Below are 14,674 nucleotides of genomic sequence, written 5' to 3'. Positions count from 1 at the left end.
GGAGGTCTCAATTTAAAAAGTAATTTCGTCTCAAACCCGTCAACTTATTTCAGGACGAGACAAAATATTATTCAGACTAGTGAATACCGTGCATCCACTTACGCATGATCGGAGTCAGCAACAGTGCAAGCACCGCGAATCCAAAGGCCACATAAGCGATTTGCTCAAACACGCCAGTGTATACCATCAGCGAAGCCATACCTGTGGCAGCTTCCCCTTCACTACCGCTCACTGCAGTCAGCTTAGCGATTAGGCCAGCGATGTAGTGCGCGAAAGAAGATGACAGGAACCAGATACCCATGATGAAGGCCACAATCTTCTTAGGGGAAAGCTCTGTTACCTTAGAAAGACCTACCGGCGATACGAAAAGCTCACCAGTTGTGATGAACATGTAACCCAGGATCAGGAACCAGATCGATACTCTTCCTTCCGCATCAGCATAGTTGGCACTCCAGGCGAAAATAAGGAAGCCCAGACCCAGCTGTGCTATACCTAAGGCAAACTTCACAGGCGTGAATGGATTCACACGACGCTTGGAAAGGAATACCCACATAGCCGAGAATGGCAACGCAAAGAGGATGATGAAGAATGGGTTGATCGAGTTGGTCTGCGCCGCATTCATGAACGTCAAATTCACGTTACGCTCCGCAAACAGGGTGAGAGAAGAACCCGCCTGCTCAAAGAATGACCAGAACACAGTAATGAAGAACGTCAACAGGATCACCACAAAAAGGCGCTGACGCTCTACACTGTCCACTTTCACCAGGTTGTAAATCAACACAAGCGTGATAACTGGAAGCAGGATGTAGTTCATCACGATGTGCATGATGGAACCGTCGAATACCGTTTCACCAAAGCCTGGCAGGTCTAGCGTACCATTGAACAGCAGAAAACCGAATACAGGAAGTGACAGGAAGCTCAGGATTGTTACCCAGGCCTCTTTCGTTACACCTGCAACACGTTCTTTGATAACAGCTGGTTCCGGCGGTAGTCCATTGTTACCGAACACGCCGCTACGGCTACCCTGCCAGAACATCACTAAACCGAGTAACATACCGATACCGGCAGCGCCGAAACCATAATGCCAGCCATATTCCATACCCAGCCAGCCGCAAACAAGTGGCGCCACCATCGCACCGATGTTGATACCCATGTAGAAAATGGTGAAACCAGCATCACGACGTGTATCACCCTCTCTGTAAAGCGTACCAACCAGCGTTGAAATATTCGGTTTGAAAAAGCCGTTACCTACAATCAAAAGGGCTAGAGAACCGTAGAAGAAAACAGGATGTTCGATCGCGAGTGCGAAGTGTCCAAGCGCCATCAAAACGGCACCCAGCATGATCGCTTTACGATAGCCTAGTAATTTATCGGCGATCATACCGCCTATTACAGGAGTAGCATAAACTAAGGCGCCATAAGCTGCGTAGATACCAATTGCAATCTCATCGCGATTTGCAAATGACTCAAACAGGTTGTTCACCATGTATAACACCAACAGGGCGCGCATGCCATAAAAGCTAAAGCGCTCCCAGAGTTCAGCAAAGAAAAGGTAGAACAGTCCCTTCGGATGCCCGAACATCTCCGGGCCGGTCGGGTCAGCGCCAATCGGTGCATTTTGCTCACTTACCTGGTCAGTAAGCGTATGTTCTTTATAAGACATAGGATTTGTTAGTTGATTGTTTAGTTTAGTTGAGCATACAAAGAAGGTAAATATATCGGTTTAAACACTTACAGACAAATATTTTTTGGGAGAACCCTACTTGCAGACCTCTTTTTTAATTATAGCGACTAATCTTATTTTAATATCTAATATTTTATATTTTTGTAGCACCGTTGTGAAACAAACAGTTCACTTAAAACCCTTTATTTTCAAATGAAAGAATCTGGTATTAAATCAGGTACAGTAGGTCTGGAGAGCCTGGGCATCAAAGAAGCGAAAGAAGTGCTCTGGAACCTCACTCCTGCCGAGCTAGTGGAAGAGGCTCTGAAAAATGGAGAAGGCGCACTCACTGACACTGGCGCCCTGATGTGTGACACAGGCAAATTCACAGGTCGTTCTCCTAAGGACCGCTTTGTGGTAAAAGACGCTAAAACCGAAAACACTGTATGGTGGGGCGACATCAACATTGCGTTCGATCCTGAGAAATTCGACAAACTCTATGACAAAATGATCGACTTCCTGAAGGATCGTCGACTTTATGTGCGCGATGCTTATGCGGGCGCTCACCCTGACTACCGTCTGAACCTGCGCATCGTAAACACACAAGCATGGCATAACCTCTTCTGTAACAACATGTTCCTGCGTCTTGAGAAAGAAGAGCTTAAAGACCACAATCCAAACTTCACAATCATCTGCGCTCCGGAGTTTGAGGCTGACCCGGAAGTAGACGGCACACGCCAGGCTAACTTCGCTATCATCAACTTTACCCGTAACATCATCCTGATCGGTGGCACTGGCTACGCAGGTGAGATGAAAAAAGGTATCTTCGGCGTGCTTAACTATATCCTGCCGGAAGAGAAGAACACATTATCTATGCACTGCTCTGCCAACGTAGGCAAAGATGGTGACACAGCCATCTTCTTCGGTTTGTCAGGTACAGGTAAGACGACGCTGTCAGCTGACCCGAACCGTGGACTGATCGGTGACGACGAGCACGGCTGGACAACAGACAGTGTATTCAACTTTGAAGGCGGTTGCTATGCTAAAGTAATTGACCTGACCCGCGAGAAAGAACCACAGATCTGGGACGCCATCAAGTTTGGCGCTATCGTGGAGAACACACGCTTTGTAGAAGGTACACGCACAGTTGATTATACCAACAACTCTGTAACAGAGAATACGCGCACCGCTTACCCGATCCACCACATCGACAATGCGATCGAGCCATCCAGAGCTGATATCCCGAAGAACATTTTTTTCCTGACAGCTGATGCTTTCGGTGTATTGCCTCCGATCTCTAAGCTGAACACAAGCCAGGCGATGTACCACTTCATTTCTGGTTATACAGCCAAGGTGGCCGGTACTGAGGTTGGCGTGACAGAGCCACAGACAACCTTCTCTGCCTGCTTCGGCGCAGCTTTCCTGCCGCTGCACCCAACCAAGTATGCCGAGATGCTGGGCCAGAAAATGAATGAGAACAACGTAAACGTATGGCTCGTGAACACTGGCTGGACTGGCGGTCCTTACGGTGTCGGCTCACGCATGAAACTGCCTTACACGCGTGCTATGATCACAGCTGCCCTTAACGGTGAGCTGGATAACGTAGAGTACACGAAGCATCCTGTGTTTGGCGTTGAAATGCCGAATACCTGCCCTAACGTTCCGGACGAAGTGTTGAACCCTCGTAATACCTGGGCTAACAAAGAAGAGTATGACGCGAAGGCAACTGACCTGGCTGCTAAGTTTGTGAAAAACTTCAGCAAGTACGCTGACTTTGCAAGCGAAGACATCATGGCCGGTGCACCTCAGGTGGAAGTGTCTATCGACTAAATTGTCTCGATAAGATAAAAAAGCCTTTCTGCTAAAGCGGAAAGGCTTTTTTTATGAAAATGGAGCTGTTTCCTTGTTATAAAATTAGCTACATTCGTATACCTTTATCTGGCATCGAAATCAACTGAAAATACCGTGCACTTATTCTATACTCCTGACATCAATTCCGAAATCTATACCTTGGCCGAAGATGAATCAAAGCACTGTACCCGTGTGCTGCGGCTGCATCAGGGGGACACGGTATATCTGGTGGACGGACGAGGAGGCAGGTATACGGCCATTATTCAGGATGCGCACCAGAAGCGCTGTCAGCTGCAAATAATAGACAAGCAGCTCGAGTATGGCAAACTCCCCTACTATGTGCACATTGCTGTGGCACCAACCAAAAACATGGACCGGATCGAGTGGTTTGTCGAGAAGGCAGTAGAGATCGGCGTCAGTGCCATTACCTTTCTGGAATGTGAACACTCAGAGCGCAAACAACTCCGACTCGACCGCATCGAGAAAATAGCGGTCAGTGCCATGAAACAGTCACAGAAAGGATATCTACCTTTATTGAACGAACTGACCCCATACCAGCATTTCATCAAAACCTGCATACCGGAAGATACCTTCATAGCACACTTGGAAGACGATGCGACCAAATCGATCAGGGACTACTACAAACCAGACCGACAGCATTGCATCCTGATCGGTCCCGAGGGGGATTTCTCACCTAAGGAAATAGAGGCTGCCTACGAACTAGGTATACGACCGGTTACGCTGGGTCAGAGCCGGTTGAGGACGGAAACTGCCGCCTTAGTCGCCTGCCATACACTGCACGTACTACATGATATCTACGCCCCGTTATAAACTTAAGAAAACCTACACATGAAGCGCACCCTCCTCCTTCTATACTTTGTCCTGCTTTGTGGCTCAATGGCCGCACAGCAGAAATACAGCTTTAAAATAGCCAAGCTTAAGTATAACGGAGGCGGAGACTGGTATGCGAACAAAACGTCCTTGCCAAACCTGATCAGGTTCTGCAATCAGAATCTGAACATGAATATTGCGCCAGAAGAAGGTATAGTGGAAGTTGGGAGTCCCGAGCTATTCAGCTACCCTTTCGTGCACATGACAGGGCATGGAAATGTGGTGTTTTCTGACGCAGAGGCACAGAACCTGCGCAACTACTTGACTAGCGGGGGCTTCCTGCACATCGATGACAATTACGGGTTGGACCAGTACATCCGTAAAGAAATGAAGAAGGTGTTTCCGGAGTATGAATTCGTGGAGCTGCCTTTTGATCATCCGATCTACAGCCAGAAATATGTGTTTAAAAGCGGCTTACCGAAGATTCACGAGCATGACAACAAGCCGCCACAGGGCTTTGGTATCATCCACAAAGGCAGGTTGGTGTGCTTCTACAGCTATGAAACTGACTTAGGAAACGGTTGGGAGGATGCAGAGGTACACAATGACCCCGAAAACAAGCGCCAGGAAGCACTGCAGATGGGAGCCAATATCCTGGCTTATGCCCTCACCCAGTATTTGTAGGTATACTACAGGTATCGCTCCGGTAAAGAGCCTTTTTCTTAATAAGTTGTGGACGTGAATTACATTCCTCATCCCTATTGGATAATTCAGCAAAACACTAATACTGCTTTCTGTTGAATATCTCAGAAAGAATAAACGCCTGGCGGACAGACTGCGGATTGTGCAGCAGTTGAGCATAGATATTCGGTACTTCCCTTCTCTCCTGCTTTTTGATTTCATACAGTGCATCTGCGGCTGCAATGCGCTCTTTTCTTTGCTGGTTGTAAAGCCGGGCTTGCTCCGGGTTTTCCAGGGAAAGTGCCCGCATAGGTTCCCGCTCCTTCGCTGCTGGCTGTGTAACCGGTTTCAGAACTGGCTTCGGCTTCTCTACAGGTGCTCTGTTCTGCTCATTGGCCCGCTCCATTTTGCTCTGCATCTCCCGCAGAATATCTTCAAATGAAGTAGCAGGAGCTGATGGGCGCTGCTGACGGGGCTGTGTTTGTGCTGTTGGCATGGGCCGAGGGGCATGACGCTCCTGCGGTGGTCGTTCCTGGGGTGCAGGCGGCCTGCCATCATCGTCTGGCGTCTTGAAGGCTCTGCGCCAGGCCGTGTAGATGAAATAAGCCACAATGGCCAGTATGTATAGGATCAGTTTAAAATCTTCCATGCTGTCAGTCTCTTATCAAATATAGCAGAAATAATGTATTCCGCCTGCATACTTCCTACATATTTATACTACTCCCTTGCGCTATGGTAAACAAATTAGTCTTATTTTTGAGTTTGGTTTGAATAGATTCCGCTGACGCGAATGCAAGTATCAAGATTAGAGATTAAAGGATTCAAGAGCTTTGGTGACCGTGTCGTCATTAATTTTGATGAAGGTATCACAGGTATAGTTGGCCCGAATGGCTGCGGCAAATCCAACATTGTCGATGCGATACGCTGGGTACTGGGAGAGCAGAAGACCCGCAACCTGCGCTCCGACAAGATGGAGAACGTGATCTTCAACGGCTCCAAGACCCGCAAGCCGGTGCAGATGGCCGAGGTATCCATCACCTTCGACAACAACAAGGGCATCCTCCCTACCGAGTACTCCCAGGTAACTGTAACCCGTAAATACTACCGCAACGGTGACAGCGAGTATATGCTCAACGGCGTTACCTGCCGTCTCAAAGACATTAACGAACTCTTCCTTGACACAGGTATAGGCTCCGACAGCTACGCCATTATCGAACTCAAGATGGTGGACGAGATCCTGAATGACAAGGAGAACTCCCGCCGCCTGTTGTTTGAAGAAGCAGCCGGTATCTCCAAGTTCCGTGTGCGCAAGAAGCAGACGTTGAAAAAGCTGGAAGAAACCGATGCCGACCTGGAGCGTGTTGAAGACGTGCTGTTCGAGATCGGCAAGAACATGAAAACGCTGGAACGTCAGGCTAAACAGGCGATTAAATACTTTCAGTTAAAGGAGGACTATAAGAAGTTTAGCCTGGAGTATGCCCGACGTAACATCAACCAGTACCAGCAAACGCTGGAGCGTTTGGAGCAGGATGTGCAGCGCGAGACTGAACTGAAAGAGGGTTATGTGCTGGCTGTAACAGAAGCTGAAGACGCCATAGCCGACCAGAAAGCTGAGCTTAACCTGACACAGGAGCAGCTGGCCGAGATGCAGAAAACCATGCAGGTACAGACCGCCAAGCTGCGCCAGCTGGAGAATGATATAAAACTAAAGTCAGAACGCAACAACTTTCTGAAGGAGCGCATGACACAACTGCGCCAGCAGATCAGTCAGGATACTGCCAACCTGGAGCATACACAGGAGAGCATTGTTGAGCTGCGCGATGAACTGATACAGGTACAGGACAGCTTTGCAGGTGCCGAAGAACAGGTGAATGCCCTAAAAGAGCAACTGCAGGAAGCAAACGAGCAGAAGCTAAGTCTGCGGGAGGCATTTCAGGAACTGTCGCAGGAGCAGCGCAGCAAGCAGAATGCCGTATTCCAGCTCAACAAATCATTAGAGATTAGCCAGGTACAGATCCAGAACCTGACGCAGGACCTGGAGCAGCTTCGTCAGCAACAACTTACTGCCGACGAAGACGCCGCTGTGCTGCAGGAGCAACTGCAGGAGGCACAGGCAGAACTCGAGGAAAAGACTTCTACCCTTGTGAGCCTGCAAGCCAAAGAAGAGTCGCTGCTGCAGAATATTGAGAAAACAGAAACTGACATAGAGGGGCTGAAAGAGCAGTTGGTAGCGCTAAACCGAAAGCGTGACGCTCGTCAGAACCAGTACAACCTGACCAAGTCATTGGTCGAGAACATGGAAGGCTTCCCGGAGGCGATCAAATACCTGGCGCAGTCTGATGACTGGAGCAAACCGGCTCCTCTCCTATCGGATATCATTGTATGTGAGCCTGAGTATAAGTCGCTTATAGAAAGCTATTTGGAGCCTTACATGAACTTCTTTGTAGTTGAAGAACTGCAAGACGCTGTGGAGGCTATTGCCCTGCTCAAGCAGCACAACAAGGGACGCGCAAACTTCATCATCCTATCCGAGATCGAAGAACTGGAGCCAACGGCTACCTTTAGCGACGGAGCCCTGAAAGCAGCCTTTGAGGTAGTAAAAGCTGACAAAAAGTACAGCAGCCTGCTCAAGTACATGCTGCGCAACGTGTACATCAGCGACGAGACCGAGGAAGACTTCTCAGCAGAGGATTACCGCACCATCATCCTGAAGGATGGCTCCGCTATTAAGAAGCCGCTTAGTCTCTCCGGAGGCTCGGTAGGCCTGTTTGACGGCAGTCGCCTGGGACGTAAGCAGAACCTGGAGCAATTGGCTGAAGAGCTGGAGCAGCTACAGCAGGAAGTAGAACTGATGCAAAGCCGCATCAACGCGCAACAACAGATCCTGCTCAACTACCGCAGCGAGTCACAGAAAGACGCGATCAAGCAGCTGGAAAAAGAGGTTGCCAAACTACAGCAGGATTTGCTCACAGTTCGCATCAAGAACGAACAGCACCAGCAGAACCGCAAAAACTTCGACCAAAAGCAGCAGGAACTGCAGCAGCGTCTTGATGACCTGTATGTACAAAGCCAGCAGGTGTCGCCGCAGGCAGAGGAGGACATGCAGGAACTGAAGCAGCTGGAGGAGCGCCTGGCAGTGCTGAATTCTCAGATCAACCAGCAGCAAGAGCAGATCACGGTGATCTCAGGCATGTATAACCAGGAGAACATCCAGTTTCACCAGCTCAAAAACCGCTTTGGGTCACTGCAGCAGGAAATCAGCTACAAGCAGAAAACGGTGGAGACGAACCAGGAGCGCATCGCCGGCCTGCGCCAGGAACTGCAGAAGTCAGAGGAGGAAACCGTTGAGGCAACTGATTTTATAGAAGAAAACGAGGCATTGGTGCAGACCATGGTGGAAGCCCGCCGTGAGTTTGGCTACGAACTGGATGCCGTCGAAAAGAAGTACTTCAGTTTGCGCGGTGAGCTGGATGAGAAAGACAAGACCATCCGGGAGCTACAGCGCAAGCGTCAGAATGCCGATGAACTCCTGATGCGCATGCAGCAGACCATCACTGATACGCGCATCAAGCTTGTGTCGGTGCAGGAGCGTCTGGGTGCTGAATTCAACATTGCCACCGAAGAACTGGAGCAGCCTATACCTGAAATGGAGCATGATGGCCTGTTCCAGCTAAGCAATGAAGAGCTGAATAAGAACATCTCAGAGATAAAGTCATCACTCGACAGAATGGGCCCTGTAAATGCCATGGCGGCAGAGGCTTATGTCGAGATCGAGGAGCGAAACAGATTTATCACAGAACAGCGTGACGACCTGGTGAATGCCAAAAATGCCCTGATCGATACCATCAATGAAATCGATACCGTGGCGAAGGAGAAGTTCCTGTCTTCATTCAACGAGATCAAGCAGAACTTCATCCGTGTGTTCCGCAGCCTGTTTACAGAGGAGGACAACTGTGACCTGGTACTCACTGATCCGAAGAATCCGCTGGACTCACGCATTGAGATCATGGCACAGCCGAAAGGTAAGCGACCGCTGACCATCAACCAGCTGTCAGGTGGTGAGAAGACGTTAACGGCCATCTCCCTCCTCTTCGCCATCTACCTGCTCAAGCCTGCGCCTTTCTGTATCTTCGATGAGGTAGATGCACCGCTGGATGATGCAAACATCGACAAGTTCAACAACATTATCCGTACCTTCTCGAACGAGTCGCAGTTCATTGTGGTAACGCACAACAAGCGCACGATGGCTTCTACAGACGTAATGTATGGCATCACCATGATCGAGGCAGGTATATCACGCGTTATACCTGTAGACTTAAGGCAGATTGCATAACAAATCCATACCTACTCATAACAGAAGAGCCGCTGAAAAATCAGCGGCTCTTCTGTTTTATTTACCAGATGACACTGCATTTGTTATGCGTCTATCTCTTTTTGCAGCTTCTTTGTCAGTTTTGATTTTACAAGTTCACAAGACTGCTTAACATAATTTTCCCACTCCTGCACGCTTAGTCTATCCCATGACTGCACCTGCACCCATTTGTTACGGGCCATGTAGGGAGCCGGGACGATACCTGTTGAAGTAGAGAGCTCATCGAAGACAGCATCTGCCACCTTAAAAGACACCCTCGGAGCGCCTTCCAGATTGGTGACACAAAACATTTTGCCGCCAATCAGAAAGCACAGGTCATTACCCCACTTCACATCTTCTGTTACGCCCTTCAGGCCCAGGCAAAAGGATCTTAATTTTTCTATGTTCATCTGAAGATCAGTTACCAAATTTGTCACACTTAACGCACACCATTTTCCGGGAACTTGCCTTGCTTGGTGCGGTAAAAAGCTTTGATCTTTTCCAGATCCGCTTCAATATCCCCTGTTGGATAAATAGAAGGCCCTATACCTGCTTCCTTTTTAGCATAGTCCACGTAACCCAATACAATAGGCACGCCGGCACCTACTGCAACATGATAAAAGCCTAGTCGCCAACGCGGTTGGTACTTGCGTGTGCCTTCCGGTGTTACGAGCACACACATATCGCCAGGTGTTTCCTTGATAATCTTGATCATGGCGTCTACCATGCGCGTGTTCTTTGAGCGGTCGATTGGCAGGGCACCCATTGATTTGAGAAGTCCGCCAAAAGGGAATTTCATGAACTCCTTCTTGATCGTGAAACGAATGGGAGCTTCCATCATGTAAAAGGCGGCACGGGCGAAAATGAAATCCCAGTTGCTGGTATGTGGCGCGGCCACCATCACACAACGGCGCTGGTCCGGAGCCAGATTGCCGTTTAATTTCCAGCCTGCAATTTTGAAGATGAGTTTAGAGATTGCTTTTGCTAACATATAAGAGGCTATAAAAAAATGCTAATCCACGACTCAACACGAGCAAATGGATTAGCATTTCAAATATAGTGTATTCTCAGTAAAAACAGAATCTTAGAGGGCGCGTTTGATCACATGCGATTTCTGTCGCAACAGATATGCCTGCAAACCAAAGCCAATCATAGGGCCTAATTCGGTATAAGCTCTTCCGTCTCTGTCAACTTTGCGGAAGTAGCGAACTGAGAGCACAGGCTCCAGGGAAAACTGCTTGTTAAGGAAAAGTGCATACCCAAGGCCAACACCACCTTCCAAAGCTTTATACTTGCGGCTTACATCATTAAAATTATGCAGACCCGCCAGCATAGTCAGCTCACCAAAAACACCGTTAAGCATGTAGTACCGGATGAAAGGACCAGCCAAAATGAAGGTTTCTCTACTTGGCTCCCGTTCACTATCTGACACATCGGTGATCTTATTACTCTGGTGCAGCACACTCAGATCAAGGCCAACGGCTAAGTCCTCCCGCACAAAATAGCCATTCTTACTTCGCAGGTTAAAATCTATCCTACGGCCTGTAATTTCCTGGCCAGTATTGTTTAGTTCACTTGAGGTGACCTTGTAACTCCCCTGGAGGTTACCGCCTAATAACAGAGAGCCGTGTTTTATTTTAGCTCTGATGAGTGAACTCTCGTTTTCCTGGGCCCTAAGTGAAAAAACAGTAATAAAAAATAGGGCTACAATAAGGGTAGAGGTACGTTGTAGCATAGTAGAGTTGAGATGTATATGCAGGTTTTTACGTTTATATTAAAAAATAGATTAAAATATATCTTTTAATATTAACAAAATAACACCAGATAAAGATTTTTTTTTCTTCTTACTTCATCAAGATGAAATAGTTGCCTGCAACAGCTCTTTTTTAATGCTCATCGTGTAGTTGTAGCCGACCTCAAAAAGCTCATCTGCTTTACTGAAACTCATCAGTCTGTAATACTTTAACGCGGGTGGCTCTATGAAAAAATCACAGAGGTGACGGCGAAGTTGAACGTTGTTATTTATCGCCAGGTGGGCTGTTCGCTCTATCATGCTGCGGAGGCTGGTAATGCGGACATCATGATTGAGTGGGTTACTGTGCACGCCAATTTTAAGGTCACACTTTCCTGCCAGGGCTTCCAAAGGCAGATTGTCAAGCAGTCCGCCGTCATTGAGCAACATCCCCTGATAATGTACCGGTCTGTACAGGACAGGCACTGCAGAAGAGGCGATCAGGGGTTTGATCAAGTCTCCACTCGAAAAATTAACGGTCACACCAGCATGCATATCAGTTGTACCTATGATGACAGGTATAGCCAGGTCCTCGAAAGTGGCCTGATCACCCAGGTAGCGGCGGTATAGCTTTTCGACTTCATCAAGGTGTAGAATGCCCACCTGCCCAATGGCCAGCCGCATGATGCGGTAGATGCGAAGCTCCTTAATGAGGCGCAGTGTATCATCGGGACTGTAGCCGGCCGCATAGAACACGCCCACTATAGCACCAGAGCTTACCCCTGAAAGTATGGCTGGCTTTATACCTAGTTCATCAAAAGCTTTGAGCACACCCAAATGAGCAATGCCCCTGGCAGCGCCTCCCGAAAGTGCCAGCCCTATATTTTTCATTAAAGTTCGCTCAATGAGAATGTTGAATCAAGCCTCACGCCTTTCTCGGTGTGTTGCACAGTACAGCATTCATTTACGGCATCATGCTCCAGGTAAAGCACGAAGTTCTCGCCGGCCGCCATGTTCAGAAACCGGGCTTTCTCATCCAGCGTCAGGAGAGGCCGTGTGTCGTAACCCATGACATAAGGAAGAGGAATATGCCCTGTCGAGGGCAGCAGATCAGCCATGAAGGCCACTTTACGGCCTTTGTAAGAGATGATTGGCACCATCATTTTATCGGTGTGGCCGTCAGCATAAAAGATGTCAAACTGCGGGAAAGGTGATGGCTTGTCAGGATCTACGAACTGTAAATGTCCGCTCTCCTGCATCGGCAAAATGTTTTCTTTCAAAAATGAAGCTTTTTCACGGGCATTCGGCTCGGTAGCCCATTTCCAGTGTTCGGCATTAGACCAGTAAGTGGCATTCGGAAATACAAGCTCCAGGGCACCGTCGCTGTTTTTGTATTTCACTCCACCGCCGCAGTGATCAAAATGCAGGTGCGACAGGAAAACATCGGTTACGTCGCTGTGTGAGAAACCAGCAGCATGCAGGGACTTCTCTAGTGTGGCGTCACCGTGCAGGTAGTAGTGACTATAGAACTTTGCATCCTGTTTGTCGCCAATGCCATTGTCGATCAGGATGAGACGGTCTCCGTCTTCGATTAACAGACAGCGCATCGCCCAGGTACATAAATTATTTTCATCGGCCGGATTCGTACGCTGCCACAATGACTTGGGCACAACCCCAAACATGGCACCACCGTCCAGCTTAAAAAATCCTGTATCGATCACATGTAGTTTCATAATTCTATAGTGTTAGCGTGTTTAGGAGTTAGAGAAATAATTACAGCATTTTACTGCGGTATTTACTATTGGTTGTTGTCCTCTGCCTAAAGTTACCAAAACAAAAAGAGGTGGCAAAACCTCTGCAGGCCGCCACCTCCTATATATTTGCAATGTGAGAATCCAATGTTCAGGAATTCTCAGACTCTTAAATTCAATATCAGCTTTCCTGTACTACGCCCATGGCAGAGAACTTATCGATGCGTTGCATAATGCGGTCCTCAGGGGCAATACCTTCCAACTCATCCAGCATTTTGCAAATCTCTTTCTTGAGGGTACGCATCATTTTGTCTGGTTCTGTGTGCGCTCCACCAAGCGGCTCTTTGATAATACCGTCAATCAGCTTGTGCTGCAGCATGTCAGTTGCTGTGAGCTTCAGGGCTTCGGCGGCCTGCTCTTTGTAGTTCCAGCTGCGCCATAAAATTGACGAGCAGGATTCAGGAGAAATAACAGAGTACCAGGTGTTCTCCAGCATCATCACACGGTCGCCAATGGCTATACCCAAAGCACCGCCAGAGGCGCCCTCTCCTATGATAATGCAGATTACCGGTACTTTCAGCATGAACATCTCTTTCAGGTTACGGGCAATCGCCTCACCCTGTCCACGCTCCTCCGCCTCCAGACCAGGAAAGGCTCCAGGAGTATCGATGAAAGTAACAATCGGACGGCCAAACTTCTCAGCCATTTTCATGAGACGAAGCGCCTTGCGATATCCCTCCGGGTTGGCCATACCAAAATTACGCATCTGGCGCTGCTTCGTGTTACGGCCTTTCTGCTGACCGATAAACATGATGCTGCGTCCATCTACTTCACCAAACCCACCTACCATGGCTTTGTCGTCGCTCACGGTACGGTCACCGTGCAACTCCACAAACTTAGACGTGATTCCTGCGATGTAGTCTAAGGTATACGGCCTGTCCGGGTGGCGCGAAAGCTGAACACGCTGCCAACGGGTCAGGTTGGCGTAGGTCTCTTTCTTGAGCGTCTTTATCTTTTCTTCAAGCGCTTTGACTGCTTCCGAAACGTCTACCTGGCTTTCGCTGGCCAGTTTTTTCATTTCCTGCAGTTTGCCCTCCAGGGCCGCTATAGGTTGTTCAAAATCCAAAAGCATAATTCCTCATTGCTGATTGAAGCACAAATTTAATAGATTACAGTTACGGAATTGCCAATCTTCTAAAATTATCGTCTATTACAAAAAAAGAATATTTGGTTTTGAGCAAGTTACGTTTTTAAGGCAAAAATATAGCGCCAAATTATGTACCTACACTTGCAGAATCAAAATTTACCCTCTACATTTGTGACACTTTAACGGATAGCGTAAAGGAAAATCAGAATGGTCTGGTAGTTCAGTTGGTTAGAATGCCGCCCTGTCACGGCGGAGGTCGCGGGTTCGAGTCCCGTCCAGACCGCAGCTTAAACCACTGCGGTTAACAAATGCGGAGCAATAGGCTCTGCAAATTTCAAGATTTTGGTCTGGTAGTTCAGTTGGTTAGAATGCCGCCCTGTCACGGCGGAGGTCGCGGGTTCGAGTCCCGTCCAGACCGCAGATTTAAACTGCGGTTTATTTTTCAGAGTAGATGACTCTGTTTTTTTCAAGATATTGGTCTGGTAGTTCAGTTGGTTAGAATGCCGCCCTGTCACGGCGGAGGTCGCGGGTTCGAGTCCCGTCCAGACCGCTTAAAAGCTCTTGCGAAAGCAAGGGCTTTTTGCGTTTATAGCCCTCCCCTTCTTATACCTATACCTATACCTATACCTATACCTATACCTATACCTATACCTATACCTATACCTAT

12 protein-coding genes and 3 tRNA genes are annotated in these 14,674 nt (G+C 48.3%); 7 read left to right on the top strand and 8 right to left on the bottom strand.

The features are described from left to right. Positions 1-76: 76 nt before the first annotated feature. The gene (locus tag AC5FXQ_RS21640; RefSeq protein ID WP_493604493.1) at positions 77-1,663 is read right to left on the bottom strand and encodes a peptide MFS transporter; all 1,587 of its coding nucleotides are present in this window, start codon (positions 1,661-1,663) and stop codon (positions 77-79) included. 213 nt (positions 1,664-1,876) lie between these two features. Here AC5FXQ_RS21640 and pckA point away from each other — a divergent pair, with 213 nt between their 5' ends. The 3 genes from pckA to AC5FXQ_RS21625 all read left to right on the top strand — a co-directional run bounded on the left by pckA (position 1,877) and on the right by AC5FXQ_RS21625 (position 5,029). After that, positions 1,877-3,493: a phosphoenolpyruvate carboxykinase (ATP) gene (gene pckA / locus AC5FXQ_RS21635; protein ID WP_493604492.1), complete on the top strand. Its 1,617-nt coding sequence runs from the start codon at positions 1,877-1,879 to the stop codon at positions 3,491-3,493. A gap of 135 nt (positions 3,494-3,628) precedes the next feature. Next, the gene (locus AC5FXQ_RS21630) at positions 3,629-4,345 is read left to right on the top strand and encodes a 16S rRNA (uracil(1498)-N(3))-methyltransferase (RefSeq protein ID WP_493604491.1); all 717 of its coding nucleotides are present in this window, start codon (positions 3,629-3,631) and stop codon (positions 4,343-4,345) included. Positions 4,346-4,363: 18 nt separating this feature from the next. After that, on the top strand, positions 4,364-5,029 hold the full coding sequence (locus AC5FXQ_RS21625; protein WP_493604490.1) for a DUF4159 domain-containing protein: 666 nt from the start codon (positions 4,364-4,366) through the stop codon (positions 5,027-5,029). A gap of 97 nt (positions 5,030-5,126) precedes the next feature. Here AC5FXQ_RS21625 and AC5FXQ_RS21620 read toward each other — a convergent pair whose 3' ends face one another. Continuing rightward, complete coding sequence (locus AC5FXQ_RS21620; protein ID WP_493604489.1) at positions 5,127-5,675, bottom strand: hypothetical protein; 549 nt, start codon at positions 5,673-5,675, stop codon at positions 5,127-5,129. Between the two features lie 141 nt (positions 5,676-5,816). On the opposite strand from AC5FXQ_RS21620, the gene smc reads away from it, so the two are divergent. After that, entirely contained in the window at positions 5,817-9,359 is a 3,543-nt protein-coding gene (gene smc, locus AC5FXQ_RS21615; protein ID WP_493604488.1) for a chromosome segregation protein SMC, read from the top strand. A gap of 83 nt (positions 9,360-9,442) precedes the next feature. Here smc and AC5FXQ_RS21610 read toward each other — a convergent pair whose 3' ends face one another. From AC5FXQ_RS21610 to AC5FXQ_RS21585, 6 genes are all read right to left on the bottom strand, one after another. Further along, a complete protein-coding gene (locus AC5FXQ_RS21610; protein ID WP_493604487.1) occupies positions 9,443-9,787 on the bottom strand; it encodes an MmcQ/YjbR family DNA-binding protein in 345 nt (114 codons plus the stop codon). Positions 9,788-9,816: 29 nt separating this feature from the next. Continuing rightward, the gene (locus AC5FXQ_RS21605) at positions 9,817-10,368 is read right to left on the bottom strand and encodes a 1-acyl-sn-glycerol-3-phosphate acyltransferase (RefSeq protein WP_493604486.1); all 552 of its coding nucleotides are present in this window, start codon (positions 10,366-10,368) and stop codon (positions 9,817-9,819) included. A gap of 93 nt (positions 10,369-10,461) precedes the next feature. Beyond that, the gene (locus AC5FXQ_RS21600) at positions 10,462-11,112 is read right to left on the bottom strand and encodes a hypothetical protein (RefSeq protein ID WP_493604485.1); all 651 of its coding nucleotides are present in this window, start codon (positions 11,110-11,112) and stop codon (positions 10,462-10,464) included. 117 nt (positions 11,113-11,229) lie between these two features. Then, positions 11,230-12,000, bottom strand: a complete 771-nt coding sequence (locus AC5FXQ_RS21595; protein ID WP_493604484.1) for a patatin-like phospholipase family protein — start codon at positions 11,998-12,000, stop codon at positions 11,230-11,232. Further along, positions 12,000-12,842, bottom strand: a complete 843-nt coding sequence (locus tag AC5FXQ_RS21590; RefSeq protein WP_493604483.1) for an MBL fold metallo-hydrolase — start codon at positions 12,840-12,842, stop codon at positions 12,000-12,002. The genes AC5FXQ_RS21595 and AC5FXQ_RS21590 overlap by 1 nt, the downstream gene beginning before the upstream one ends. 199 nt (positions 12,843-13,041) lie before the next feature. Next, complete coding sequence (locus AC5FXQ_RS21585; protein WP_493604482.1) at positions 13,042-13,992, bottom strand: acetyl-CoA carboxylase carboxyltransferase subunit alpha; 951 nt, start codon at positions 13,990-13,992, stop codon at positions 13,042-13,044. 224 nt (positions 13,993-14,216) lie between these two features. On the opposite strand from AC5FXQ_RS21585, the gene AC5FXQ_RS21580 reads away from it, so the two are divergent. The 3 genes from AC5FXQ_RS21580 to AC5FXQ_RS21570 all read left to right on the top strand — a co-directional run bounded on the left by AC5FXQ_RS21580 (position 14,217) and on the right by AC5FXQ_RS21570 (position 14,557). Then, a tRNA-Asp gene (locus AC5FXQ_RS21580) sits at positions 14,217-14,290 on the top strand. A 61-nt stretch (positions 14,291-14,351) separates the two neighbouring features. Next, positions 14,352-14,425, top strand: a tRNA-Asp gene (locus AC5FXQ_RS21575). A 58-nt stretch (positions 14,426-14,483) separates the two neighbouring features. Beyond that, a tRNA-Asp gene (locus AC5FXQ_RS21570) sits at positions 14,484-14,557 on the top strand. Positions 14,558-14,674 lie beyond the last annotated feature (117 nt).

It is taken from the genome of Pontibacter sp. LHS1 (assembly GCF_058932855.1).
Note: the sequence above shows the minus strand (reverse complement) of the source record. Positions and strands in the feature narration are given on the sequence as shown.

Excerpts from the sequence above, each read along its gene's own strand:
- AC5FXQ_RS21640 (WP_493604493.1), bottom strand. The coding sequence starts at position 1,663 with ATGTCTTATAAAGAACATACGCTTACTGACCAGGTAAGTGAGCAAAAT.
- pckA (WP_493604492.1), top strand. The coding sequence starts at position 1,877 with ATGAAAGAATCTGGTATTAAATCAGGTACAGTAGGTCTGGAGAGCCTG.
- AC5FXQ_RS21625 (WP_493604490.1), top strand. The coding sequence starts at position 4,364 with ATGAAGCGCACCCTCCTCCTTCTATACTTTGTCCTGCTTTGTGGCTCA.
- AC5FXQ_RS21620 (WP_493604489.1), bottom strand. The coding sequence starts at position 5,675 with ATGGAAGATTTTAAACTGATCCTATACATACTGGCCATTGTGGCTTAT.
- smc (WP_493604488.1), top strand. The coding sequence starts at position 5,817 with ATGCAAGTATCAAGATTAGAGATTAAAGGATTCAAGAGCTTTGGTGAC.
- AC5FXQ_RS21610 (WP_493604487.1), bottom strand. The coding sequence starts at position 9,787 with ATGAACATAGAAAAATTAAGATCCTTTTGCCTGGGCCTGAAGGGCGTA.
- AC5FXQ_RS21605 (WP_493604486.1), bottom strand. The coding sequence starts at position 10,368 with ATGTTAGCAAAAGCAATCTCTAAACTCATCTTCAAAATTGCAGGCTGG.
- AC5FXQ_RS21600 (WP_493604485.1), bottom strand. The coding sequence starts at position 11,112 with ATGCTACAACGTACCTCTACCCTTATTGTAGCCCTATTTTTTATTACT.
- AC5FXQ_RS21595 (WP_493604484.1), bottom strand. The coding sequence starts at position 12,000 with ATGAAAAATATAGGGCTGGCACTTTCGGGAGGCGCTGCCAGGGGCATT.
- AC5FXQ_RS21590 (WP_493604483.1), bottom strand. The coding sequence starts at position 12,842 with ATGAAACTACATGTGATCGATACAGGATTTTTTAAGCTGGACGGTGGT.
- AC5FXQ_RS21585 (WP_493604482.1), bottom strand. The coding sequence starts at position 13,992 with ATGCTTTTGGATTTTGAACAACCTATAGCGGCCCTGGAGGGCAAACTG.